Consider the following 24,729-nt stretch of genomic DNA (forward strand, 5'->3'; position numbering starts at 1 on the left):
ATCGATGTGTCAAGCTGGCACATTGCCGGAGGCCGGGGCGGAACGTTATAATGGGCGATTAACTTCTTCCCTCCCTCTAAAGCCTCAGTGGGTGTTGCCGATTATGCTACGTATGGCCCAAGAAGCACTTACGTTTGACGACGTATTGCTCGTTCCCGGCTATTCCGACGTTCTCCCCAAGGACGTCAGTCTCCGGACCCGCCTGACTCGCGACCTCTTCCTCAATATTCCCCTCGCCTCCGCCGCCATGGATACCGTCACCGAAGCCCGCCTGGCCATCGCCATGGCTCAGGAAGGTGGCATCGGCATCATCCACAAGAGCATGGGCATCGCTCAGCAGGCGCTGGAAGTGCGCAAGGTCAAGAAGCACGAGAGCGTCATCGTCAAGGATCCCGTCACCGTCGGACCCAAGGCCAAGCTGCAGGATCTGCTGGCGATGGCCAAGGAACACGGCTTCTCCGGCTTCCCGGTGGTCGAGGGTGAGACCCTGGTCGGCCTGGTGACCGAGCGTGACATGCGCTTCCAGCCCAACCATGGCGACAGCGTCGCCGACATCATGACCCCGAGCGATCGCCTGGTGACCGTGCCGGAAGGCACCCCGCTGGATGTCATCAAGGGCAAGATGCAGGAGCACCGGGTCGAGAAGATGCTGGTGGTGGACGGCGACTTCCGCCTGCGTGGCCTGGTGACCTTCCAGGACATCGAGAAGGCGCGCACCTTCCCCAGCGCCGCCAAGGACGCCGATGGCCGCCTGCTGGTCGGCGCCGCCGTGGGCACCGGTCCGGAAACCCCTGACCGAGTCAAGGCGCTGGCCGAAGCCGGTGTCGACGCCCTCGTCGTCGATACCGCCCACGGTCATTCCCGTGGCGTGATCGAGCGGGTGCGCTGGGTCAAGGAGCACTTCCCGCAGATCCAGGTCATCGGCGGCAACATCGCCACCGCCGACGCCGCCCGGGCGCTGGCCGAGGCCGGTGCCGACGCGGTCAAGGTGGGCATCGGTCCCGGCTCCATCTGCACCACCCGCATCGTCGCCGGTGTCGGCGTGCCGCAGATCACCGCGGTGTCCAACGTGGCCGAGGCGCTCAAGGAGTTCGACATCCCGCTGATCGCCGACGGTGGCGTGCGCTTCTCCGGCGACATCGCCAAGGCGGTAGCCGCCGGTGCCAGCTGCATCATGGTCGGTGGCCTGCTGGCCGGCACCGAGGAGGCGCCGGGCGAGGTCGAGCTGTTCCAGGGGCGTACCTACAAGGCCTACCGTGGCATGGGTTCCATGGGCGCCATGTCCCAGACCCAGGGTTCCAGCGACCGCTACTTCCAGGACAAGGACGACGGCGTCGAGAAGCTGGTGCCGGAAGGCATCGAAGGCCGGGTGCCCTACAAGGGCGTGATGGGTGCCATCGTGCACCAGCTGATGGGTGGCCTGCGTGCCTCCATGGGCTACACCGGCTGTGCCAGCATCGACGAGATGCGCACCAAGCCCGAGTTCGTCAAGATCACCGGCGCCGGCTTCAACGAGTCCCACGTTCACGACGTCCAGATCACCAAGGAAGCGCCCAACTATCGAGCAGGGTAGGCGCTGACGTGACGCGCCAGGCGTATCGCACCAGACGCGTTGCACCAGAAGGCGCGCGGGGCGACTCGCCCCTCGTCACCCTGAGCTGGAAGCGGTCCGCCGCTTCCAGCTTTTCGCTTTTCGCTTTTCGATTGCTCGGCCCACCGGCCCCACTGCCTGCAAGGTAAGTCCCCATGACCGATATCCACGCCCACAAGATCCTGATCCTCGACTTCGGCTCCCAGTACACCCAGCTGATCGCTCGCCGGGTGCGCGAGATCGGCGTCTACTCCGAGATTCGCGCCTTCGACATCACCGAAGAGGAGATCCGCGAGTATCGCCCCAACGGCATCATCCTGGCCGGTGGCCCGGAGTCGGTGACCGAGCTGGACTCGCCGCGGGCGCCGGCCTGCGTGTTCGAGATGGGGCTGCCGGTGTTCGGTATCTGCTACGGCATGCAGACCATGGCCGAGCAGCTGGGTGGCAAGGTCGAGGGCTCCAATAAGCGCGAGTTCGGCTACGCCCAGATCCGCCTGGACGCCGAGACGGCGCTGTTCAAGGACATCAAGGATCACGTCGATCCGGATAGCGGGCGCGGCCTGCTGGACGTGTGGATGAGTCACGGTGACAAGGTCGCCCAGGTGCCGGAGACCTTCACCGTCACCGCCTCCACCCCGAGCTGCCCGATCGCTGCCATGGCCTGGGAGGAAAAGCGCTTCTACGGCGTACAGTTCCACCCCGAGGTCACCCACACCCTGCAGGGTCAGCGCATCCTCGAGCACTTCGTGCTGGAGATCTGTGGCGCCGAGCGCAACTGGACGCCGGCCAAGATCATCGAGGACCAGATCGCCCGGGTGCGCGACCAGGTCGGTGACCGCCACGTGCTGCTGGGACTGTCAGGCGGGGTCGACTCCTCGGTGGTCGCGGCCCTGTTGCACAAGGCCATCGGCGACCAGCTGACCTGCGTGTTCGTCGACAACGGCCTGCTGCGCAAGAACGAAGGCGACCAGGTGATGGAGACCTTCGCCCAGCACATGGGCGTGCGGGTGATCCGCGTCGACGCCGAAGAGCTGTTCCTCGGCAAGCTCGAAGGAGAGGCCGACCCCGAAGCCAAGCGCAAGATCATCGGTAACACCTTCATCGACGTCTTCGACAGCGAAGCGGCCAAGATCGAGGGCGTGGACTTCCTGGCCCAGGGCACCATCTACCCGGACGTGATCGAGTCGGCCGCCGCCAAGACCGGCAAGGCCCACGTGATCAAGTCCCACCACAACGTCGGTGGCCTGCCGGAGACGATGAAGCTCAAGCTGGTCGAGCCGTTGCGTGAGCTGTTCAAGGACGAGGTGCGCAAGCTCGGCCTGGAACTCGGCCTGCCCTACGACATGGTCTACCGTCACCCCTTCCCGGGGCCGGGCCTGGGCGTGCGTATCCTCGGCGAGGTCAAGAAGGAGTACGCCGACATCCTGCGCGAGGCCGACGCCATCTTCATCGAAGAGCTGCACAATTCCGGCTGGTACCACAAGACCAGCCAGGCCTTCGCGGTGTTCCTGCCGGTCAAGTCCGTCGGTGTGGTCGGTGATGGCCGCCGCTACGAATGGGTCATCGCCCTGCGTGCCGTCGAGACCATCGACTTCATGACCGCCCGCTGGGCCCACCTGCCCTACGAACTGCTGGAGAAGGTCTCCAACCGCATCATCAACGAGCTGTCCGGAGTCTCCCGCGTCACCTACGACGTCTCGTCCAAGCCGCCGGCGACGATCGAGTGGGAATGATCCCTTCTCCGACGACCTGACGGCGTCGGTGCAATGTTCGAAAACCACAACACCCGCCATCTGGCGGGTGTTGTGCGTTCAGGTGCAGACTATTGGCCCGGGCCTGGCGCACCATCAAGCCGCGCCGGTCGGGGACTCTGTCGTTCAATCGCTCTCGTACAGTTCTGCCTTGGCGTCACGCATGATGTCCTCGCAGGCGGCCTGCTGGGCCAGCTCGGTCATCAGGGTCTGGGAAAGGGCAAAGCCCTTGCCCAGGCAACGATCCACATCGTCCTTGGCGATGGAGGGCTGGACATCCACATCCAGAATCAGGGTGCGGCGGCCTCCTTCGAGACGGTCTGCCATCTGCCTGAGCTGCCAGGCCAGGCGATTCTTCCAGCTTGCGGTCTGCTCTGCGCCCTCGGTCACGTTGAGGGTACATTGCCACTGAGGTTTGTAGACCTTCATGTGAACCTCCTTGCTGGTGAAGTGAGCGATCTCCTGTTCTTTCATCACGTTCAGGTCCCAGCATACTCGCATATGACGTCCTTGCCACTCCCTCCCTCGGGGGCGCTACCTCAACCCTGTTGGGTCGTCTCGTGTAAGTGAGTCCTTGCTGGGGGATTTGGGCACTATCCTTCCTCTGGGTTGAAACTTCGCTGGCGGCACAGTGCCGCAGGAAAGGTATGCCGGAAGGAAGCGGCTACACTGAGTCTGGGCGACAAGGAGTGCTGCGATGCAGTGGGGCGGCGGAGTTGAGTCGGGCAGAGGCATGGGGCGGCTTTGGCTTTTGTTGACCGCGATGGTGGTGCTGCTGGCGTGGGAGCTGGCGGGGGAGGCCTCACGCCCACAGCCCAATGTGTCGCTGTGGGTACTCGACCACCAGGGGCAGCAACCACCGGAGAAAGGAGCGCTTTCTACGGTTACCGCAGAGTCTCTCGATGAGCAGGTCAGCCTGGGACTCAAGGCGCATCCGGTATGGCTGCGACTGAGGGTGGTGGGTGCTCTGCCCGGGCAGCGCCTGGTGCTGTCCAATCCTCTGGTTCAGGGAGTCGAGCTGCTGGTCTGTGACGACTCGGGGTGTCGCCCCGTCGCGAGGGAGACGCATTTTGCCGATGATCCGGGGCTCGCTGCTGCCTTGCCCCAGTTCCGCTTGCCTGTGGCAACGAATGAACTGCTGTTGCGCGTCGAGACCGATCAGGCGATACGCTTCAATGTGCAGGTACTGGATGACGTCGATCTACACCGTTACTGGCGTGACTTGTTGCTGGGGCAGGGGCTCTATTTCGGCTTGATTGCGGGCCTGGTGATCTACAACAGCCTTCTACTGTTCAGTCTTCGCGATACCAACTACCTCTGGTATCTGGGGTTCTTGAGTGGAGCGGGCGCTTACTTCTTGTGTCAGAACGGCTTGCTGCTGCTTTATTTTCCGCAGATGGGGGCACGCCTGAACGAGGCCTTGCTGCTGACGGCCCTGTCGGTGATCAGCATCTGCGGGTTGCAGTTCTGCCGGCGTTTTCTGATGACGGCGCGCCAGGACCCGAGAGTGGACTCGTTGATGCGGTGGCTGTGCTGGCTCCTGGCGCTGGCCGCCGCCATCGCCTGGCTGCTGCCGAGTTTCTTGACCGTGGTGTTCTATTCGCTGCTGGGGGTGCTGACGCTAACGGCTTTTCTGCTGTCGTCGGTGCGTGGCTTGTGGCGTGGCTTTCGCCCCGCGCAATGGCTGTTGATGGCGTGGTCGGTGCTGGTGGTCGGCGTGGTCCTGTTGCTGCTGGTGACCTATGGGTTGTCCCCCCACAACTTCTGGACGCTGCACGGTTTCCAGATCGGTTCCGCGCTGGAGGCCATCCTCTTGTCGCTGGCCCTGGCCGATCGCATCAGTCTGTTGCAGCGCGAGCGAGAGACGCTGCTGGAGGAGAAGGCGCGGTTGCATGGCATGAGCTATCTCGATGGTCTTACTGGCGTGCACAATCGCCGCTATCTCGATGAAGCCTTGCCCGCTGCGGTGGCCCAGGCCGAGGTAAGCGGGCGACCACTGTCGTTGATCATGCTGGATATCGATAACTTCAAGCGATTCAACGATGGCTGGGGGCATGCCGAGGGCGATCGCGCGCTGCAGCATCTGGGCAAGGTGATCGAGGAGGTCGTGCGCGACATCGATCCTGTGTGTCGCTACGGGGGAGAAGAGTTCGTGATTCTGCTCAAGGAGCGCGACGAGCATCAGGCGCTGGATATCGCCGAACGCATTCGCAAGGGTCTGGCGACAACGCCCTTGACGCTGCTCACCGGAGAGCAGGTGTTGTTGACCTGTACCCTGGGGGTGGCCAAGCGACTGGAGGGCGAGAGCGCCTCAGCCCTGTTGCGGCGGGCCGACCAGGCGCTGTATCGAGGCAAGTACGCCGGCCGCGATCGGGTGGTGCTGAATGCCTCAGGTGGCGTCGCCTCGACAACCTCATGAAGGTACCCTCTGAAGTCTGGCGTCTGGCCGGTTCCCTGATCTTCGACATGCGCAGGCGGGGAACCCTTGGCAGGATGGTGGTCCAAGATCAGTCACATGTAGCCACAGCCGTGTGCCAGCATTTCTTCTTCAACACCAAGGGGGCACCATGAAACCGACTCCAGGAACTCTACGCCAGTCGCGTCTGTGGGGGACGGCCTGGCTGTTGCTGCTGATGGCCGGTTGTACCGGGGCGTCCTCGAGTGGCACCGGGTCGAGCGAGTCCTTCCAGGCAGAGGCGTCCAGCCTGGCGCCACTTCCTGCGAGCTTTCGTGGTGAACTGTCCTGTGATGACTGCAAGGCGGTACGTCTCGATCTGGCGCTCGAGGACGGGGGGCGATATCTGCTCAAGGAGACGCATCTGGGACCCGGCAAGCAACCTCGCCGCCGCCACCGTGGTCAGTGGCAGTTGACGGATGGCGAACTGTCGCTGGGCGAGCCCGCCCCGGAGGCGGCGCAGCGGTGGCAAGTCGCGCAGGGTGGCGATCTTGTGTCGCAGGCGTCGAGTACGCCGGATGGCGAGGCTGCTCGCCTGGCGCGGCTGCCCGAACCGCTGCGTGAACCACTGGAAGAGCGCTACTGGAAGCTGGTGCAAGTCGACGGAGAAGTCGCTGTCGACGGTTCTGCGCATATCGTGCTGCACACCCAGGAGGGCCGCCTGGCCGGATCCGGAGGGTGCAACCGCCTGATGGGAAGTTACCAGCGGGAGGGGGATGCGCTGTCGCTGGCCCCGCTGGCCACTACCAGGAAGGCCTGCCAGGGGCCTGTCATGGCCCAGGAGCGCGCGCTGGTCGAGGCACTGGGGGCCACTAGAGCGTTTCGTCTGCTGGCCGATGAGCTTGAACTGCTCGATGAAAACGACAAGGTGCTGGCCCGGTTCGAGGTGGTGCACCTGACCTGAGTCCTGCCTCAAGGCAGGCTTTGACGGGCGGCATTAGATTGGCGTGGGAGCGATGACCTGGCGCTGTCCGGGTGGTCGCTTGGCGCTTGCCGGCTAGAGTGGCGGAGGGACCTGCTCCTCTGACTCATCGCTGATGATCCGGTCCCGACCTTCGGCCTTGGCTCGGTAAAGCAGGTGATCGGCGCGATTGATCAGCAGATCATAGTGCATGCCGGGCGTATGGCTGGTCACGCCGACGCTGACGGTCAAGGAAATGACGTCGCCGTTGTGCATGATGGGCAGGCTGCGAAGGCGCTCCTGGAAACCTTCGAGCACCGGCAGGATCTCGTTCAAGTCGGCGCCGGGGAAGATCAGCAGGAATTCCTCGCCGCCCCAGCGGCAGAGTACATCCGAGCGGCGAAAGTGGCGCACCAGCAAATCGGAAATCTGGATCAGGCACTGGTCGCCGACCTTGTGCCCATGCTTGTCGTTGATCAGCTTGAAATGATCGATATCGATCAGCGCGAGGCTGTAGGGCGTGTTGGTGCCATCCTGTCTGTCGCCTGATAACTGGCGCAGGTATTCGCCGGCAAAACGACGGTTGTGCAGGCCGGTGAGGGCATCACGGGTCGCCATGCTGGTCAGCGTTTCTTCCTGGGTCTCGTAGACGTGGCGGGCCAGCATGGCGAAGCCGACCATGGTGAACAGCGCACAGGAGAGGTTCAGGGTCGCCAGCATCAGCGGGAAGCCGGGGCCGCTTTCCAGCGGAAACATCTGGGACAGCGGGAACTCCAGGAACAGGAAGATCAGCATCCCCATCAGGCCGAGCACCAGCGCGACCCACTTGACCGAGTGGGTGACGGCCGCCCAGCAGGACAGTGTCAGCAGGTAGAAGTGAAAGCCGGCGGAGGTACCCAGGATCACGGTGGCGATGTTGGCGTGGCAGTATGCCTCGGTGGTGATCAGGTAGACCGCGCGGTCCTGCTCGCCATGTTGATTGGCGAGATAGGCGCCAAGCCACATGGCCACGCTGATCACGTTGATCAGTGCCAGCAGCGAGTGATCGAGCACCCAGAACAGTGGAATGAAGAGGAAGTGCACCGCCGCACCCATCAGACTGGCCCAGCGGGTGAGCAGGTGCTTGCGAAGATTGCGGTGTCGAATGTTGTCCGGGCGTTGTGCGGCAGCCTGGGTCAGGGTTGAAAATGGGGCCATGCACGGAAACTCGCTCTCGGTGGAAGTAGTCGTCGAAGCGTTCCAACGAACGGTAGAGTCCTCGCAGTTCTATCGAATCCCATGCCCGGAAGCAGTGTCAGGGCAGGGCTCATGCCTGGGTACGAGCCCCTGCCGGGCACTGCGATGCTACTTAACTGTAGCAGTTTCGTCAGTCGAAAGGCGTCGATGCGCTAGGGTAATTCAGCGCTGTGGTAAACGTTCTGGACGTCATCGAGGTCGTTGAGCATGTCGAGCAGCTTTTCGAACATGGCCAGGTCATCCCCCTCCACCGGCGTGGTGGCCTGGGGAAGGAACTGGATCTCGTCGATCTCGAACTCCTCGGCGCCGAGGGATTCGCGCAGCGCCTGACGCGCCTTGGCGTAGTCGGTCGGCGGAGCAAACACGGTGATCAGGCCGTTCTCGTTCTCGATGTCGGTGACATCCACGTCGGCTTCCATCAAGGCTTCCAGCGCGGCTTCTTCATCCTCGCCGGTGTAGGCGAGGATCGCCAGATGGTCGAACATGTGGCTGACGCTGCCCGGTGTGCCGATCTTGCTCTTGGTCTTGGTGAAGCAGGCACGAACGTCGCCGAAGGTCCGGTTGGGATTGTCGGTCAGACATTCGACGATCACCATGGCGTTGCCGGGACCGAAGCCCTCATAGCGTGCCAGCGAGTAGTCCTCGCCGCCGACGCCCGACGCCTTCTCCAGCGCCCGATCGATGACATGACCCGGTACCTGGTCCTTCTTGGCGCGGTCGAGAAGGCTGCGCAGCGTCAGATTGGCGTTCGGATCGACGCCTCCGGACTTGGCGCAGACGTAGATCTCGCGTCCGTACTTGCTGTAGACCTTGGTCTTGGCGGCGGCCGTCTTGGCCATGGATTCCTTGCGGTTCTGGAAGGCCCTGCCCATTGCGTATTCCTGTGGCGTGTCTACACGAGTCTGGAATTCTACGAGAGTCCGCCCCTCGGCGAGAAGTCTTATTTCCCCTTGGCTTGCCCGGGATCGCCTGGAAGACGAACCGGCTTGACTGTCTACACTGTGGTGAATCGATCAAGGAGACGGCCAATGGATCACCATCAGTACCGCCAGGCCCTGGCGGTAGAGCACGCCGGAAGCGAACTGCCGTTTGCCGCCGAGGAGTTCGATCGCCGGCTGGCGCGCGCTCGCGATGCCATGCAGCGACAGGGGCTGGACGCCCTGCTGCTGTGCCAGGCGGCGGACATCTTCTATCTGTGTGGCTATCACACCTTCGAAGTCTCCGTGCACGCGGCCCTGGTGGTCACCCCTTCGCGCACGCTGCTGCAGGTGGCGTCCATCGAGACCGGACCCGCCGTGGTAACGGCGAGGGTCGATGAAGTGGTCGGCTATCGCTGGGAAGCCCTCGATGAGGTGATCGATCCGTTGGCTGACGCCTTGGCGGACAGTCACGACATCGGCATCGATGGCAGCAGTAGCGGTCTACGGTTTGGCCTGATGCGTCATCTGCAGGGACGACTCGGTGGCGATCGCTTCCATGATCGTGCCGGTGGCCTGATGGCGAGCCTGAGACTGGTCAAGAGCGACGCCGAACTCGATTGCCTGACGCGCAGCGCCAAGATGACATCGCTTGGGCTTGCGCGTGCCATCGAGGTGGTCGAGCCCGGTGTCACCGACAACCAGGTGGCCGCCGTCGGTGCCCAGGTGATGCTCGAGGCCGGCAGCGAATTTTTCAGCCTGGCCCCGATCGTCACCAGCGGGTCGCGCAGTGGCATCATCCACGTCAACCACAAGCGCCGGGGCATCGCTTCGGGCGATGCGGTGTTCCTCGAGTTTGGCGCCGTCTGGCAGCGCTACACCGCGCCGACCATGCGCACGGTGGTGGTCGGGCCGATCAGCGACGAGATGCGCCTCGCCGCCGACCTGTGTGTCGAGATGGAGGCCCGCATGTGCGAGGCCATGACGCCGGGCACACCTTTCGAAGACGTCGCCCGGCTCGCCGATGCTATCCTGGCGCCACACCGCGAACGCTTCTTCCATTCGGGGGTTTACGGCTACGCGGTCGGTGCCCAGTTTCCGCCGAGCTGGGTGGAAGGCACGGGTTTTCTCGCCGCCGGGCAGACCACGCCGCTTGCCCGCAACATGGTCTTCCACCTGCCGCTGTGTCTGCGCTTGCCGGGAGGTTTCGGCATCGGTCTAAGCAATACGGTGAGGGTCACCGATCGAGGCGCGATGCGCCTGACCGACCATGACATGGCACTGGTGCACCGACCTTGACAGAACACGCCGCATGAACGGCACAAGGGTATGATGAGCGGCTGGCGTCATGCGATACGAGAGCGGAACATGCTGCGTTTTTTCGAGAGGCTGGTGGATCCCTATCCCGACCAGCCCGAGTCGGTACCCGCGGACCGGTTGTGGCCCTTCGTGCTCCACTACTCGCGTCCCTTCACCGGGCTGTTGGCGGCCATGGCGGTGGTCACGGCGCTGGTCTCCATCGCCGAGGTGGTGTTCTTCACCGCCATGGGCGAACTGGTGGACTGGCTGGCCGAAGCCGACCGTGAGGGCTTTGTCGACACCCACCTGACCAGCTTGATCGGCCTGGGAGCGGCGGTGCTGGCAGGACTGCCACTTCTGGTGTTTTTGCTGTCGTTGATCACCCACCAGGGAATCTTCGGCAACTACCCCATGCTCGGGCGCTGGCTCTCCCATCGGCTGATGCTCGAGCAGAGCCTGTCGTTCTTTCATGACGAGTTTGCCGGGCGCGTCTCGCAGAAGGTGATGCAGACCGCGCTGGCCATGCGCGAGACCGTCACCAAGGTGCTCGACATGCTGGTCTATGTGCTGGTGTATTTCACCGGCGCGCTGGTGGTGCTGGGGGCCGCCGAGCCCTGGTTGATGGCTCCTCTGGTGCTATGGCTTGCGGGCTACCTGGCATTGATGAGGGTTTTTATCCCCCGGCTGCGCCGAGTGTCCATGGCCCAGGCGGACGCGCGGGCGGTGATGACCGGGCGGGTCGTGGACAGCTACAGCAATATCCAGACGATCAAGCTGTTTGCCGATGCCGGGGCGGAGCGGGCCTACGCCCGGGAAGCCATGGATGGCTTCATGGGAACGGTACATCGGCAGATGCGCCTGGCCACCTGGCTATCGGTGTCGTTGGCGACCCTCAATACCCTGCTGCTGGTGGGTATGGCGGGACTGGTCGTACTGGCCTGGTATCACCGCTGGGTGTCCCTTGGTGAAACGGCGGTGGCGATCGGTCTGGTCATGCGGGTGCGCTCCATGTCCGACTGGATCCTGTGGGAAGTCGCTGGCCTGTTCGAGAATGTCGGCACCGTTCAGGACGGTATCAACACCCTGTCGCGTATCCCCGAAGTGCAGGATCGACCAGCGGCCCCTGCGCTGCGGGTCCAGCACGGCGAGATTCGTTTCGAGGACGTGGTCTTTGGCTACGCCCGGGGAAGCCAGGTGGGCCCCAGGGTGTTCGACGGTTTCGATCTGAACATTTCCCCGGGCGAAAAGGTGGGCATCATCGGCCGCTCCGGCGCCGGCAAGTCGACCCTGGCGTCGCTGCTGATGCGCTTTCATGATCTGCAGGCCGGGCAGATAACGATCGATGGCCAGAATATCGCCGAGGTCACCCAGGCATCGCTGCGTCGACAGATCGGTATGGTGACCCAGGATACTTCCCTGCTGCATCGATCGCTGCGCGAGAATCTGACCTACGGTTGTCGAGACTGCAGCGAAGAAAGGTTGTGGCAGGCGGTGCGTCAGGCGCATGTTCACGAGTTTATCGAGGACCTGGTCGATCCTCATGGGCGTCGGGGCCTGGATGCCCAGGTGGGAGAGCGCGGTGTGACCCTGTCCGGGGGGCAGCGCCAGCGGATCGCCATCGCTCGGGTGTTGCTCAAGGATGCGCCGATCCTGGTGCTCGACGAGGCCACCTCGGCGCTGGACTCCGAGGTGGAAGCGGCAATTCAGCAGCATCTCTATACCCTGATGGAGGGCAAGACCGTCATCGCCATTGCCCATCGTCTGTCGACCATCGCCATGCTCGATCGACTGGTAATCATCGACAAGGGGCGCATCGTCGAGATGGGTAAGCACGAATCTTTGCTGGCCCGGGATGGCCTCTATGCTTCCCTGTGGCGCCGCCAGGTCGGAGGTTTTCTGGGGGAATGATGGACCATGGTCAGCTTGGTGTGATCAAGAAACTAGGCGGTTTAATGCGCGAGTGGTGCGCAAGTAGTGCAGGGTTGGCTATGATCACTCGTCCATGCCCAAGACAGTCGACGGAATCTGGATGCGCACCTTCCACATGAATGCTCTAGAGGCGAAACGACGACGTGTCCGTGTCAGTTGATCCATCCCCCTTTGTGACGAATGCGTCCGACTCGGGGCGTCGTCGTGCCATTGCGCTCTATGTGACCGCCTTGATGCTGCTGGTCGCCAGCATCGTGTGGACCCTCAGGGGCCAGTATCTGGCCGAGGTGGAGCGTGTGGAGCAACGTCTCGACGCGCGAGCGGAGGTGGTCGAGGCGCTGGTGGCCGAGCCTTTTGACGTCGCGACTCACGCGCTTGCCGGGCTACTGGCTCTCGATGAAATGATCAATCCTGCCGGCAATGGACCGCCGATGGCACCCTTGCTCAGGGAGCGAACCAGGTCCCTTCCCCTGGTAGAAGACCTGGCGATCCTCTCGGACCCGACAAGCGCAGAAGCTCGCTTTTTCGAGGGTTGGTTACCCCAGGATGCGTTTCTTCGACAGTTGGCCGGATTGAGGAGGGGAGAGACCCTGGTTTCGTCTCTGCACTATTCGCCGTCTGCCGGCGAATATCGCATGACTCTGGTGCAACGGAGCACGGCAGAGACCACTCAGATGCATGTTGCCATGGCATCGATCGACCCTCGGCCCCTGGCGGAAGCGATCAAGGGGTTCGGCCTGATGCAGGGAGAAAGCATCGCCCTGGTCGACAGCGAGGCACGGCTGGTGGTCCGCGTGCCTGCGGCTGGGCTGGCGCCGGGAGAATTGGTGTCGCAGGCGGGAAGTCGATCGCTGACCGCGGACGCGCCGGATACGCTTCACTTTCGTCAGCAATCCCCGCTGGATGGTCAGGAGCGGTTGTTCGTGGCGAGGCGAGTGGCCGAACTGCCTCTGTGGCTGGTGCTGGGCTACAGTCACGAGGCGTTGCTGTCGGGCTGGAGCCAGCGCCTGTGGCCACTGGTAGTGCTGGGGGCGTTGCTGGCCCTGCTCGGATTATGGTTGCTGCGTCACGTGCTGGCGCAGGGGCGTGCCCAGCTGGCGTTGCAGGGGGAGGTGGTCGAACGGCAGCGCGCCGAACAGGCCGCCCACCGCCGTGAAGCTCGCTTGAAGGCGTTGATCGGTTCCATGCAGGACCTGGTACTGGTGCTGGATCGCGGTGGCCACTTCTCCTTTGTCCATGCCGGAGACGAAGCCTTGCTGCTGGCACCGCCGGAGGTCCTGGTCGGGAGCCACTACCGCGCCTTTCTGCCGCCGGACATCGCCAGACGTCTGGACGAGGCGCTGGCCGAGGTGGCGGCCAGCGGTGAAGTACGTCGGTTTGATTATTCTCTGACCGTAGGTGGCGGCCCCCGTGACTTCAGTGCATTGATCAGTCCGCTGCTCAGCGGTGATGGGGAGCATGACGGTGTCCTGCTGGTAGTGCGTGATGTCACCCTGGAGCGGTTGCATCAGGCCAACATGAGCATTGCCGCGGTAGCCTTCGAGACCCACCTGGGCATGATGATCACCGATGTCGATGGCCGCATTCTCAAGGTCAATCGGACCTTTACCGACATCACCGGCTATCGCGAAGACGAGGTCCAGGGGAGTCGCCCAGACATCCTGCGCTCGGGGCGACATGACGAACACTTCTATCGACAGCTATGGCAGCGGATCGGCGATACCGGTGCCTGGCAGGGCGAGATCTGGAATCGTCGCAAGAGCGGAGACATCTATCCTCAATGGCTGACCATCAGCGCGGTGCGTGACGAGCGGGGCCAGCTGCGCAACTACGTGGCGACGCTCAGCGACATCACCGAGCGCAAGGCGGCGGAGGAAGAAATTCATCAGCTTGCCTTCTTCGACCCGCTGACGGGCCTGGCCAATCGACGCCTGCTGCTCGATCGACTCGGCGAAAAACTGGAACGTTGTCAGCGGGATGGCTGTTACGGCGCACTGCTGCTCATTGATTTCGATAACTTCAAGCAGGTCAACGATACCCTCGGCCACCACGGCGGTGACGAGCTGCTCAGAGAAGCCGCCCGTCGCTTCGAGTCGGTATTGCGCGAGGAGGATACTCTGGCACGTCTCAGCGCCGATGAGTTCGTGGTGGTCCTCGAAGGCGTGGGCGTGGAACTCGAGACCGCGGTGCGCGTGGCCGATACCGTTGCTCGCAAGCTGCTGAACACGCTGGATATGCCGGTCTGGATCGAAGGACGTCCGGTGTCGCCGAATGCGCGCGTCGGTATCAGTCCGTTTCGCGACGAGGTCTCTCGCGAACGGTTGTTGCAGCAGGCCGACATGGCCTTGTTCCAGGCCAAGAGTCAGACCGCCAGCGACGTCTGCTTCTTCGACCCGGGGATGCAGCGACGGATGCAGCAGCGTGCTCAGCTATACGAAGACCTGCTTGGCGCGCTGGCGCGCTCTGAGCTGTATCTGGTCTACCAGAAACAGGTCGATCAGCTTGATTGTGTCACCGGGGTCGAGGCGCTGATCCGCTGGCGACACCCCGACAGGGGCCTCGTTCCGCCGTCCGAGTTCATTCCGCTGGCCGAGGAGCGCCCACTGATCCATGAACTCGGTCTCTGGGTCATCGAGCAGGCCTGCCTGACGCTGGTGGATTGGGTGCAGCAGGGTGATGACACCACCAGGACCGTGTCGGTCAACGTCAGTCCCAGGCAGTTTCAGGATCCCGGCTTCGTTGCCCGGGTCAGTGATATCCTCGCGCGCACCGGGGCGCCGGCCCGGCGTCTCAAGCTTGAGGTGACCGAGTCGCTGTTCGTGGCGGATCGCGACGGGGTCGAGCGCACCATGACGCGGCTCAAGGCACTGGGCGTGACCTTCGCGCTGGACGACTTCGGCACCGGCTACTCGTCGCTGGCCTATCTGAAGCGTCTGCCGCTGGACGAGCTGAAGATCGACCAGTCCTTCGTTCGCGACGTGCTCGACAACGCCACCAGCTCCGCCATCGTGGCAAGCACCATTGCCCTGGCGCGCAGCCTGGGGCTTGATGTGATTGCCGAGGGAGTGGAGTCAGCGGAGCAGCGGGACTGGCTTCATCGACACGGTTGCCACCGCTACCAGGGCTTTTTGTACGGACAGCCGGCGCCGCTGTCCGAGCTTGATTTCTCGACCTTGTAAGCGGCGGGCGCGGCCCGCCTGACGAACACCTGATGGAGCCTGCATGACCGCGCCTTTTTTTATCGACGCCTGGTCGTTTGGCCAGGAAGTCCGCCAGTTGCCCGAGCCAGCGCCTGGCCCGCTTCAGGCAGGCGCCTGGTACCACTTTCAGCGGGATGCCGAAGCCACCTGCGAGCGCCTCGAGCTGGCAGGAATCCCCGAATCCGCCATCGACGGCGTGCTGGCCGAGGACACCCGGCCGCGCTTCGAGACCCTCGGCGACGGCAACTTCCTGTTGATTCTGCGTGGGGTCAACCTCAACCAGGGCGAGCAGCCCGACGACATGCTCAGTATCCGCATCCTCTATTACGATGGGGTGCTGATTTCCACCCGCAAGCTGCCTTCCCGGGCCATCGCCGACATACGCCGTGAGCTCGAGCAGGGCAAGGGGCCTGACGATCTGGGAGCAGTGGTGGTGGATATCATCGAAAAGCTCCACGAGCGCATCGAGGATTTCGTCGAGCCCTTCGACGCCACCATCGCCGCCCAGGAAGAAGAGCCTGAGGCCGACAACGCCGTCCTGATGTCGCTGAACAAGCGGTTGATCAAGCTGCGTCGCTTCCTCAAGCCCCAGCGCTACGCCATTGAAGCGATGATCGACAGCCTGCCACCGCTGCTTGCCGATGATCGATTCGATCTGGCCAATGCCCGTGACACCATCCAGCGAATCAACGAGTCGGTGGACTTCTATCTTGAGCACGTAGGCATGGTTCAGCAGTACCAGACCCACCAGCACACCGAAAAGGTCAACCGCAACACCTACCTGCTGTCGATCATCTCCGGCATCTTCCTGCCGATCAGCTTTCTGACCGGCCTGCTGGGCGTGAATATCGGCGGCATGCCTGGCGTCGACAATCCCATGTCCTTCGCCCTGTTCTGCACCTTCATGGTGGTGCTGGTGGCGGTGGAGCTGGTGGTGCTCAAGCGCTGGCGTTTTATCTAGGCCCTGGCAGCCGCTTGAGCCAGCCGCTTGAGCCAGCCTCTTGAGCCAGACGCTTGAACCAGCCGCTTGAACCAGCCGCTTCAACGACCCTTGGCCGCCGAACGTTGGTCACACCGCGTCGACGGTTAGCCGGGAGCGGCGATGGCCCGTCGCGCCTTCAGCAGAAAGCCAAGGCCCACCAGGGCAAGTCCCGCCAACAGCCCGAACAGGGCGGTATAGCTGCCGAACAGCCCATGTAGCGCACCCAGCAGGGGTAGCCCGACAAGCACACCGCTGTAGGTCAGCACCAGGCAACCGCCGGCGGCGTCGGCCACCCGTTCGGCGGGGGCCAGACGGGTGATCTCGGCCATGAACACGCCGTTCCAGCCAAGCGCCGACAGGCTCATGAGGCACAGCACCGCGACCATTGCCCAGCGCGGCCAGTCGGCGTCCATGGTGGCGATGGCCAGGCCGCTACCGGCGCTCAGGCAGGCCAGCCCCATCAGGGTGATCAGGCGATCGTCGAGGATATCGCCGACAAGGCCCCACAGCACTCGGCCGATGATGCCGAAGACCTGGACCGCGGACATGGTGGCGCCGGCGACGACCAGGCCGACGCCCAGATCCTCGACCAGCAGCGCCACGGTGAAGGCCGAGACCGATAGCTGGATGGCTGAAAAGCAGAGACTCAAGAGGGCCAGGTAGCGCAGCGCCGGGCGCTGCCAGACCACCTGGAGCCCGGCCAAGGGGGTGGTCAGCCAAGGAGTGCGAGGGTCGCGCTCGCGGTCCCAGTGATGGCGCTGAATCTGCAATAGCAGAATACCGATGACGGCGACCAGGAACAGGCAGCCCAGAGCCGCCTGCCAGCCGATGGCCAGCGCCAGGGCGGGGGCGACAAGGCCCGCCAGCACGCCACCGAAGGGCACCCCGGTCTGCTTGAGCGAGAACACCAGGCCCTGGCGGTGACGCGGAGTCACCCGAAACAGCAAAAGCGACGCAGAGGGGTTGGTCAGGCCATAGCCGAGCCCGGCGATCAGCGAGGCCAGGGCGAAGGTGGCCAGCGACGGCAGGGTCAGCAGCGCCGCGCCGCCGCCAAGCAGCCCCAGCGCCAGCTGGCTGACGCGACAGGGGCCATAGCGTCGGGTCAGCGGCCCACCGACCAGTGAGGTCAGCATGGCGCCACCGAAGATCAGGCTGACCTGGATACCCACGGTGGCGGTGGAAACTCCCAGCGAGTCCGCCAGGGTCGGCGCGATCGCCGAGGGAAACAGCGCCACCAGCGACGAGAAGGCCAACACCAGGGTCGTTGCCAGCAGGGCGATACCGACCTGGGGAGGCGGAGAGGGTGGTGAAGAGGGAGCTGTAGAGGGCGCCGTCTGCTGGTTCATGCCCCCGCGTCTGCCCCGGCCAGGCCCTCACGTGGAACCCGGCGCAGGTGGCTTTCGGTCTTGCCGCCGGGCAGTGCCGCGATCAAGTCGGCCGCGTGCAGCAGCGCGCCAAGATCGATGTCACCTGCCATCCCGCCCCCCTGCAGGGCGTAGACCAGGTCTTCGCTGGCGGTATTGCCGGTGGCCCCCGGAGCGAAGGGACAACCGCCGAGGCCGGCGCAGGCAGCGTCGAGTGCGGTGGCACCGTGGCGGGCCGCGAACAGGGCGTTGGCCACGCCCATGCCGAAGGTGTCGTGGCCGTGGAACGCCCAGGACAGGGCGGGGGATCGGTGGCGCTCGGTCAGCTCGGTGAAGTGGTCCGCCACCTGGAAGGGTGTGGCGCGACCGGTGGTGTCGCACAGGGCGACTTCCACCGGCAACTCGCCGGTGATGGCGAGCGCCTTAGTGAGCACCTCATCGACCCGGCGCCAGTCGACCCTGCCGTCGAAGGGGCAGTCGAAGCTGGTGCCAAGGTCCAGGCGCAGGGCGGTGTTGCCCTTGGCGCGCACCGCCTCGACCACTCGGGCGAAGGCCTCCAACGATTCATCCACCGACTGGCGCACATTGTTGCGGTTGTGCGCCTCGGACACCGAGACCACGTAGACCAGCTCGCTGACATCGTGTTCAAGCGCAAGCTCGGCTCCCTTGAGGTTGGGAACAAGCGCGGAGAATCTCACATCGCGGCGATGGGCGAAGGCGCGGATCAGCTCGCCGGTGTCCGCCATCTGCGGAATCGCCCGGGGGCTGACGAAGGAGCCGATCTCCATGCGTCGGATGCCGGCGTCGAGCAGCGCCTGGATGACCTCGATCTTGCGCTCTGTCGGCAGCGGATCGGCGATCGACTGGAAGCCGTCGCGTGGGGCGACCTCGACCAGTTCGATCGGGGCGGGTGACGTGGTGGTCATGCGGGAGTCTCCGTCGGGTTCAAGGGTGGGTGGCATCGATGTGATCGGAGCCGTCCGGCGGCGGCAGTGGGGCGCCGCGGGAAAGGCTCGCCAGGGTGTCGATCAGAAACTGAAGGCCGAGTGCGGTGAAGCCGATCGGCAGCAGCGCGTAGGGGATGCCCATGGGGGTGCCGAGGGCGCTGGACACCCGTTCGCCGTACTCGAAGGCCTGGGCCGCCATCAGATAACCGCGCCAGGCGAGGATCGCGCAGAACGTCATCCCGGCAAGACCAGTGAACACTTCCAGCAGGCGACGCGCCTTGGCGGGAAGCTTGTCCTTGAAGAAGGTGATACGGATATGGGCGTCGAAGCGTTGGGCCTCGGCGGCGCCCATCACCGCCAGATACACCAGCAGGAAGGAGTTGATCTCCAGGCTCCAGTGGGTGGGGGCGGAGAAGGCGTAGCGCATGACAGTGTCGTAGCAGATCGACACCGTCATGAACACCAGCACCGCCATCGAGGCGAGGCGCAGGATGGCGAGTACACCATCCCAGCCCTTGAGGGGGATCCTCTGTGCGTGCGCTTTCATGGCGACCTCAGGCCTGTCCCAGCGCGAGCTTGATGGCACGTTCGCCGAGTTCCTCACCGACCTCGCCTTTCCAGTGGTCCCATACCTTGTGGGTGGCCTCGTTGAAGGTTGCTAGATCCTCGTCGCTGGGGCCGATGATCTCGACGTTCTCCTCGCGCACCTGGGGCCAGTACTCGTTGGGATAGATATCGTCGTTGCAGTGGCTGATGAAGTTCTCGTCGTACCAGCGGGCGGCATCGTCGAGGATCGCACGGCTGTCGTCGTCGAGGCTGTCCCAGCGGTCACGCAGCATGAAGGGCGCCACCGAGAAGCCGGTGATCGGCAGCTGGTAGCACACGTCCACCTGCTCCTGCAGGCTGCGCCCGATGATGGTGGAGATATTGAACACGCCGGCGTCCACGGTACCGCGCTGCAGCGCCATGTAGGTCTCGGACGAAGGAATGCGTACCGCACCGATGTCGTAGGCCTCCAGCGCCGAGGTGGCCTCGAAGCTGACCACCCTGACCTTCTTGCCGCGAATGTCCTCGAGGCTGCGCACCGCGTTGTCCTGGGTGCTCCAGATGTACTCGGGCTCGAGGATGCCGCCGCCGGAGGTCAGCATGTAGAGGTTTTCCTTGGCCAGCTCCTCATTGATCAGGTCGAACAGCGGGCTGCCCTGACGCAGCCGCTCGGGGTGGCGGTACAGCTCGCCGACGACACCGGGCAGCCCGGTGATGCCGAGGATCGGCAGCGAGCGGGTGATGTAGGAGGTGGTGTGGAACATGAAGTCGATATTGCGCGAGCGCAGCGCGGGAAGCTGTTCGTCGGCCTTGAGCAGCTGGCCCGAGTCGTAGAAATCGACCTCGAGCACGTCGCCGCCGTTGTCGCGCAGGTAGTTGACGAAGCCGGCGGAGCCGTAGGTCAGCGCCTTGTAGGACGGTGGCAGGTAGGTCACGCCGGTGAAGGTGGTGGCGGCGCGGGCATGGCGTGGCATCAGCGCCTGGGGGCCCAGCAGCGAGGCCCCTGCGGTGGCGAAGGCGGTGGTCTTGAGCAGTTGGCGGCGGGTCAGGTTCATGGGAATGTCTCCGTCTTGTCATTGTCGTTGTTGCCCCTGGCCAGCGGGGCGAGTGAATCGGGGCCCCTTCAGTGCATCAGGCTCGGTAGCCACAGGCTGATGCTGGGGAAGAACACGAACAGCATCAGCACCAGGAACTGCACCGCCACGAAGGGCAGCGCGCTCTTGATGATCTCCTCCACCGACAGCTCCGGGCAGACCCCCCTGAGCGCGTAGAGGTTGAGCCCTACCGGCGGGGTGATCACCGCGATCTCCAGGTTCAGCACCATGACGATGCCGAACCACAGGGGGTCATAGCCCATGGCCTGGATCAGCGGCAGCAGCACCGGCGTGGTGACCACGATCAGCGAGACCGCATCGACGATCATGCCGAGCAGGATCAGCAGCAGCATGACCGCCAGCAGGATCGCCCAGTCCGGCAGGCCCGAGGCGGTCAGCGATTCGGTCAGTAGCTGCGGCACCCGCACCATGTTGAGGTAGTCGCCGAAGATCTTGGCGCAGCCGATGATCAGCAGGATGGCGCCGCTGACTCGCGCGGTGCTGGCCAGGATGCGGCCGAAGGAGGCAAGCGTCAGGCAGCGGAAGATCAGCGCGGCGATCACGAAGGCGCCGAAGGCGCCGATGCCGGCGGCCTCGCTGGGGGTGGCCAGTCCAGAATAGATAGAGCCAAGCACCACCAGCACCAGCAGGGCGGCGTGCCAGATGTGGGCAAGGCTGGCGAAGCGCTCGCGCCAGCTGAAGCGTTGCTCGACGCTGGGCGCTTCCTCGGGCTTCAGACTCACCCGGATAAAGATGTAGAGCGACAGCGCCAGCGCCAGTACCACCCCGGGGACGATACCGCCGATGAACAGGTCTGCCACCGATACGCTGGCCACGGCGCCATAGATGATGAAGGGCACACTGGGCGGGATCAGCATCGCCAGGGCGCCGGCGCTGACCACCGCACCGGCGGCCAGCGAGCGGCTGTAGCCGCGCTCGAGCATCTGCGGTACGGCGATCGAACCGACCGCGGCGACGCCGGCCAGGCTCACCCCGGACACCGCGCCGAACACCGCCGAGGCGCCCACCGAGGAGATCGCCAGGCTACCCCTGAGCCAGTGCAGCCACCTCACCGCCGCCTGGAACAGGTTGTTGCCCACCGGCGTCGCGCCGAGCAGGTTGCCCATCAATATGAACAGCGGCAGGGCGATCAATTCGAAGGCATTGAGCTGGCCAAACAGCGATGACGGCGCGAAGAAGAACGCCATGGAGCCCCGGGCCATGTACAGGCCGGCGAGCCCGGCCAGCCCCAGGGACAGAAATATCGGCAGGCCGACGGCGATCAATACGATCAGCAGCGCCAGGACGAGTAGGGGTTCCATGCAAGAGCCTCTAGGTTGTTGTTGTCGGCAGAGTGGTCGCTGGTTGGCGGTGCTAGATCACGCTGTCCTTGCGCAAGGCGTCGATGCTGTTGTGGTCGAGTTCCAGCCAGTCGCCGAGTACCGCCTCGGTGTGTTCGCCCAGGGCCGGACCGACCTGGCGTACCTTGCCAGGCGTCTGCGACAGCCGCGGAAAGACGTTCTGCATCGGCAGCGGCTTGCCGTGGCGGTCCGGCACCTCGACGATGGAGCCGCGCTCCTTGATGTGTTCGTCTTCGAGCATGTCCTTGGCGGTGTACACCAGGCCCGCCGGGACACCGGCGTCGGCCAGCAGGTCGACGATATGCTGGGCATCGTGGTGGGCGGTCCAGGCGGCGATCAGCTCGTCGATGGCCTGCTGGTTCTCGCCGCGCGCACGATGGTCGGCATAGTCTGGGTGATCGGCCAGGGTGGGCTGGCCCATGGCCTCGCACAGCCGGCGGAAGACGGTGTCCTGATTGGCGCCGATGATGACGTCCCGGCCGTCCCTGGCGGGATAGGCGTTGGATGGGGCGATCTTGGGCAGGAAACTGCCTGCGCGCTCACGGATCTTGCCGGCCCGGGCGTAGTCGGGAATCAGGCTCTCCATCATCGCCATCACCGCCTCGAAGATGGCGCTGTCCACCACCTGGCCACGCCCGGTCTTCTCGCGCTGATGCAGCGCCAGCAACGCGCCCATGGCGCCCTGGACCCCGGCCAGGGTGTCGCCCAGCGAAATTCCCACCCTGACCGGGGGGCGGTCCGGGTAGCCGCTGATGTAGCGCAGCCCACCCATGGCTTCGCACACCGCCGCGAAACCGGCACGCGACGCGTAGGGACCGTCCTGGCCGAAGCCGGTGACCCGCACCATGATCAGCCCCGGGTTGTCGGCCGACAGGCTCTGGTAGTCCAGGCCCCAGCGCTCCATGGTGCCGGGGCGGAAGTTTTCGATCAGCACGTCGGCCTTGGCCGCCAGGCGCCGCAGCAGGTCCTGCCCCTCGGGCTTGCGCAGATCGAGGGTCAGCGATTGCTTGTTGCGGGCGATCACGTTCCACCACAACGGTTCGCCGCTCTCGTCGGTCTGGCCCCATTGGCGCATGGCGTCGCCCTTGCCCGGTGGCTCGATCTTGACCACCTGGGCGCCGAAGTCGGCCAGTACCTGGCCGCAGGTGGGCCCGGCGATAAGCTGGCCGAGTTCGAGCACCTTGAGGTCGTCCAGCGGGAGTGAGGCGATAAGCTCGTTCATGTTGGAGGTCCGTGGTCAGAGGTCGAAGGTGGAAGATGAAGGGTGAAACGCAAAAAAGGGCCGCGTCGGGAGGATCACGGGGGCGATGAGGTCGCGGTCGAAGTGTCGACGGTCACGTGCAATACCCGCGCGGCCAGCAGATGGGCGCGCATCACGTTCTCCGCCCAGGCGGCGTTGCCGGCGCCGATGGCGATCAGCATCTCGCGGTGGTGCTGCATGCTGCGCTTGAGCGCCGAACGGTCGTAGCTGGCGAAATTGCGTCGGATGATCGAGGTACGCACCACGCTCTCGAGGATCTGGGCCAGACGCTGGTTGTCGCTGGCCTGGATCAACAGGCGGTGAAACTCGTGGTTGAGCGAGGCCAGCTCGCTGTGGCCCGCACCATCGAGGGGGCTCTCGGTCAGGGCCTCCATGCGCGAGGCCAGGTCGTCCAGATGGGCGAGGGTCTCAGCGTCGAGGTGTCGGCAGGCGAGTCCGACCGCCATGGGTTCGAGTACCAGGCGCAGTTCGAACACTTCACGAGCGTCCTTTTCGGTCCACTCGGTCACCCTGGCGCCCTGATGGGGGATGGCCTCGAGCCAGCCCTCGGAGACCAGCTCCCGCAGCGCCTCGCGGACCGGGGTACGGCTGACCTCGAGCTCCCGGGCAACCGCCGCCTCACGCACGAATTCGAGCGGTCGATAGACGCCGTCGAGGATGCGTTGCTTGATGGCTTCATGGACTTGGGCGGTGGCCGTGCGGGCACCGCTGGCTTCGAGCGGGGTGGTCGGAGTCACGAGGAAATCTCTTACATTGCATACAATCGTAAGAGTAGAGGGCTTTATGGCTGGGCGAAGTTAGACTTTTGGTCGAAATTGCATGCAGCGGCCGGTGATTCCCCGGTGGTGGACCAGTCCTAGGCGCTGTCCGAAAAGTCGACGAGCGAAGGTTAGACAAGGCAAAAATCGGTGAGAAAGCGCAGTTTACGGGGTGTAAATGAGCATTTTGATCCGATTTTTAACGCCGTATTACCGAGCGCAGGCACTTTTCAGACAAGCCCTAGCCCACCGCGTCGTTGGCCGCGAATACGCTGTCGGCCAGGTAACGTTCGTCGAACTGGCCGGCATCGGCCAGGGCGGCCGGATCAGGCAGCAGCAGACGATGACGGTTTCGGTGCAGCAGGCCCTCCTCGTCGAGTGCGCTGAAGGTGCGACTGACGTGCACAGGACTCAGCCCCAGCACGTCGGCCAGCATTTCCTGGGACAGTGGCAGACGGATGCTGTGGTCTTCCTGGCGGCCGGCGGTCTTGGCCAGGCGCTCGTACATTTCCATGATGAAGTGAGCCAGCTTCTGTCTGGCGCTGCGTCGCGACAGATTGACCAGGCGCTCGGTCAGCAGCACCTGCTGGCGGCTGGCCATGGCGAAGAGGATCGAGGTCAGGGTGGTCGACTGTTGAAAGATGTCGGTCAGACGGGCGTGGGGGAAGCGGCAGATGGTGCCGTCCTCGATCATCTGGACGCCGGTAAGACGCTGATGAAAGGCGTATTCGCGTAGCCCGATCACGTCGCCAGGGAGGTAGACCTCCAGGATCTGGCGCGCGCCGTCTTCCAGCTGCCGGTAGGAGAAGGCCCAGCCCTGGCTCAGGGTGAAGAAGTCCTGGGCAGGATCGCGTTCCTCCCAAAGGCTATCGCCGGCCTTGACCTCCAGCGGTGACTTCTCGAGCGCGCCCAGCAGCTGGCGATCGCCATCGCTGAGCGGGTGATAGTGGCGAAAATGCTTGACGATGCAGCTGTCCCGGTTCGACACGGCAAGGCTCCTTGCACGACAGGCTCGATGGAGAATGCGTATTAGGGGTTTACGTTAACTCAGGTTATGTCGGCGCGGTAGATACAGGCCCAGGATGGGGGTCCATCGCCGAGGTCGGTCAAGGCACAGCGTCTCCGGTCACGGCGATC

19 protein-coding genes are annotated in these 24,729 nt (G+C 64.2%); 8 read left to right on the top strand and 11 right to left on the bottom strand.

The window, feature by feature from the left end; translation table 11 throughout:
* The first annotated feature begins 103 nt into the window (after positions 1-103).
* Both guaB and guaA read left to right on the top strand, forming a co-directional pair.
* The gene (gene guaB / locus KUW00_RS20890; protein ID WP_045991087.1) at positions 104-1,573 is read left to right on the top strand and encodes an IMP dehydrogenase; all 1,470 of its coding nucleotides are present in this window, start codon (positions 104-106) and stop codon (positions 1,571-1,573) included.
* Between the two features lie 173 nt (positions 1,574-1,746).
* On the top strand, positions 1,747-3,324 hold the full coding sequence (gene guaA / locus KUW00_RS20895) for a glutamine-hydrolyzing GMP synthase (protein WP_045991086.1): 1,578 nt from the start codon (positions 1,747-1,749) through the stop codon (positions 3,322-3,324).
* Positions 3,325-3,468: 144 nt separating this feature from the next.
* Here guaA and KUW00_RS20900 read toward each other — a convergent pair whose 3' ends face one another.
* Positions 3,469-3,771: a hypothetical protein gene (locus KUW00_RS20900; protein ID WP_045991267.1), complete on the bottom strand. Its 303-nt coding sequence runs from the start codon at positions 3,769-3,771 to the stop codon at positions 3,469-3,471.
* Positions 3,772-4,039: 268 nt separating this feature from the next.
* On the opposite strand from KUW00_RS20900, the gene KUW00_RS20905 reads away from it, so the two are divergent.
* Together KUW00_RS20905 and KUW00_RS20910 are read left to right on the top strand one after the other, a co-directional pair.
* Positions 4,040-5,761: a GGDEF domain-containing protein gene (locus KUW00_RS20905; protein WP_222570044.1), complete on the top strand. Its 1,722-nt coding sequence runs from the start codon at positions 4,040-4,042 to the stop codon at positions 5,759-5,761.
* 148 nt (positions 5,762-5,909) lie between these two features.
* Entirely contained in the window at positions 5,910-6,701 is a 792-nt protein-coding gene (locus tag KUW00_RS20910) for an META domain-containing protein (RefSeq protein ID WP_222570045.1), read from the top strand.
* 93 nt (positions 6,702-6,794) lie between these two features.
* Here KUW00_RS20910 and KUW00_RS20915 read toward each other — a convergent pair whose 3' ends face one another.
* On the bottom strand, positions 6,795-7,895 hold the full coding sequence (locus KUW00_RS20915) for a GGDEF domain-containing protein (protein ID WP_222570046.1): 1,101 nt from the start codon (positions 7,893-7,895) through the stop codon (positions 6,795-6,797).
* A gap of 191 nt (positions 7,896-8,086) precedes the next feature.
* Positions 8,087-8,806: a YebC/PmpR family DNA-binding transcriptional regulator gene (locus tag KUW00_RS20920; protein ID WP_222570047.1), complete on the bottom strand. Its 720-nt coding sequence runs from the start codon at positions 8,804-8,806 to the stop codon at positions 8,087-8,089.
* A gap of 156 nt (positions 8,807-8,962) precedes the next feature.
* On the opposite strand from KUW00_RS20920, the gene KUW00_RS20925 reads away from it, so the two are divergent.
* From KUW00_RS20925 to KUW00_RS20940, 4 genes are all read left to right on the top strand, one after another.
* The gene (locus tag KUW00_RS20925; RefSeq protein ID WP_108132351.1) at positions 8,963-10,150 is read left to right on the top strand and encodes a M24 family metallopeptidase; all 1,188 of its coding nucleotides are present in this window, start codon (positions 8,963-8,965) and stop codon (positions 10,148-10,150) included.
* Between the two features lie 69 nt (positions 10,151-10,219).
* Positions 10,220-12,058, top strand: coding sequence for an ABC transporter ATP-binding protein (locus tag KUW00_RS20930; RefSeq protein ID WP_222570048.1), 1,839 nt, complete (start codon positions 10,220-10,222; stop codon positions 12,056-12,058).
* Between the two features lie 170 nt (positions 12,059-12,228).
* Entirely contained in the window at positions 12,229-15,258 is a 3,030-nt protein-coding gene (locus tag KUW00_RS20935; protein ID WP_222570049.1) for an EAL domain-containing protein, read from the top strand.
* A 43-nt stretch (positions 15,259-15,301) separates the two neighbouring features.
* Complete coding sequence (locus KUW00_RS20940) at positions 15,302-16,240, top strand: CorA family divalent cation transporter (RefSeq protein ID WP_222570050.1); 939 nt, start codon at positions 15,302-15,304, stop codon at positions 16,238-16,240.
* A gap of 125 nt (positions 16,241-16,365) precedes the next feature.
* Here KUW00_RS20940 and KUW00_RS20945 read toward each other — a convergent pair whose 3' ends face one another.
* The 8 genes from KUW00_RS20945 to KUW00_RS20980 all read right to left on the bottom strand — a co-directional run bounded on the left by KUW00_RS20945 (position 16,366) and on the right by KUW00_RS20980 (position 24,580).
* The gene (locus KUW00_RS20945; protein ID WP_222570051.1) at positions 16,366-17,607 is read right to left on the bottom strand and encodes an MFS transporter; all 1,242 of its coding nucleotides are present in this window, start codon (positions 17,605-17,607) and stop codon (positions 16,366-16,368) included.
* Positions 17,604-18,551, bottom strand: a complete 948-nt coding sequence (locus KUW00_RS20950) for a hydroxymethylglutaryl-CoA lyase (RefSeq protein ID WP_222570052.1) — start codon at positions 18,549-18,551, stop codon at positions 17,604-17,606. Before KUW00_RS20950 ends, KUW00_RS20945 begins: the two co-directional genes overlap by 4 nt.
* Positions 18,552-18,570: 19 nt before the next feature.
* Positions 18,571-19,119 carry a TRAP transporter small permease gene (locus KUW00_RS20955; protein WP_108132356.1) on the bottom strand — a complete coding sequence of 183 codons (549 nt, stop codon included), beginning with the start codon at positions 19,117-19,119 and terminating at the stop codon, positions 18,571-18,573.
* A gap of 7 nt (positions 19,120-19,126) precedes the next feature.
* The gene (locus KUW00_RS20960; protein WP_222570053.1) at positions 19,127-20,173 is read right to left on the bottom strand and encodes a TRAP transporter substrate-binding protein; all 1,047 of its coding nucleotides are present in this window, start codon (positions 20,171-20,173) and stop codon (positions 19,127-19,129) included.
* A gap of 68 nt (positions 20,174-20,241) precedes the next feature.
* Complete coding sequence (locus KUW00_RS20965; RefSeq protein WP_108132357.1) at positions 20,242-21,534, bottom strand: TRAP transporter large permease; 1,293 nt, start codon at positions 21,532-21,534, stop codon at positions 20,242-20,244.
* Between the two features lie 52 nt (positions 21,535-21,586).
* Positions 21,587-22,795 carry a CaiB/BaiF CoA transferase family protein gene (locus KUW00_RS20970; protein ID WP_108449960.1) on the bottom strand — a complete coding sequence of 403 codons (1,209 nt, stop codon included), beginning with the start codon at positions 22,793-22,795 and terminating at the stop codon, positions 21,587-21,589.
* A 74-nt stretch (positions 22,796-22,869) separates the two neighbouring features.
* Positions 22,870-23,571, bottom strand: a complete 702-nt coding sequence (locus KUW00_RS22600; RefSeq protein ID WP_222570054.1) for a GntR family transcriptional regulator — start codon at positions 23,569-23,571, stop codon at positions 22,870-22,872.
* Positions 23,572-23,833: 262 nt separating this feature from the next.
* Entirely contained in the window at positions 23,834-24,580 is a 747-nt protein-coding gene (locus KUW00_RS20980) for a Crp/Fnr family transcriptional regulator (protein ID WP_045991981.1), read from the bottom strand.
* Positions 24,581-24,729: the final 149 nt, after the last annotated feature.

The organism is Halomonas sp. DP5N14-9, assembly GCF_019802175.1.
Classification (GTDB): domain Bacteria; phylum Pseudomonadota; class Gammaproteobacteria; order Pseudomonadales; family Halomonadaceae; genus Halomonas; species Halomonas litopenaei.

Coding starts and splice junctions, on each gene's coding strand:
- guaB (WP_045991087.1), top strand. CDS start 104: ATGCTACGTATGGCCCAAGAAGCACTTACGTTTGACGACGTATTGCTC.
- guaA (WP_045991086.1), top strand. CDS start 1,747: ATGACCGATATCCACGCCCACAAGATCCTGATCCTCGACTTCGGCTCC.
- KUW00_RS20900 (WP_045991267.1), bottom strand. CDS start 3,771: ATGAAGGTCTACAAACCTCAGTGGCAATGTACCCTCAACGTGACCGAG.
- KUW00_RS20905 (WP_222570044.1), top strand. CDS start 4,040: ATGCAGTGGGGCGGCGGAGTTGAGTCGGGCAGAGGCATGGGGCGGCTT.
- KUW00_RS20910 (WP_222570045.1), top strand. CDS start 5,910: ATGAAACCGACTCCAGGAACTCTACGCCAGTCGCGTCTGTGGGGGACG.
- KUW00_RS20915 (WP_222570046.1), bottom strand. CDS start 7,895: ATGGCCCCATTTTCAACCCTGACCCAGGCTGCCGCACAACGCCCGGAC.
- KUW00_RS20920 (WP_222570047.1), bottom strand. CDS start 8,806: ATGGGCAGGGCCTTCCAGAACCGCAAGGAATCCATGGCCAAGACGGCC.
- KUW00_RS20925 (WP_108132351.1), top strand. CDS start 8,963: ATGGATCACCATCAGTACCGCCAGGCCCTGGCGGTAGAGCACGCCGGA.
- KUW00_RS20930 (WP_222570048.1), top strand. CDS start 10,220: ATGCTGCGTTTTTTCGAGAGGCTGGTGGATCCCTATCCCGACCAGCCC.
- KUW00_RS20940 (WP_222570050.1), top strand. CDS start 15,302: ATGACCGCGCCTTTTTTTATCGACGCCTGGTCGTTTGGCCAGGAAGTC.
- KUW00_RS20945 (WP_222570051.1), bottom strand. CDS start 17,607: ATGAACCAGCAGACGGCGCCCTCTACAGCTCCCTCTTCACCACCCTCT.
- KUW00_RS20950 (WP_222570052.1), bottom strand. CDS start 18,551: ATGACCACCACGTCACCCGCCCCGATCGAACTGGTCGAGGTCGCCCCA.
- KUW00_RS20955 (WP_108132356.1), bottom strand. CDS start 19,119: ATGAAAGCGCACGCACAGAGGATCCCCCTCAAGGGCTGGGATGGTGTA.
- KUW00_RS20960 (WP_222570053.1), bottom strand. CDS start 20,173: ATGAACCTGACCCGCCGCCAACTGCTCAAGACCACCGCCTTCGCCACC.
- KUW00_RS20965 (WP_108132357.1), bottom strand. CDS start 21,534: ATGGAACCCCTACTCGTCCTGGCGCTGCTGATCGTATTGATCGCCGTC.
- KUW00_RS20970 (WP_108449960.1), bottom strand. CDS start 22,795: ATGAACGAGCTTATCGCCTCACTCCCGCTGGACGACCTCAAGGTGCTC.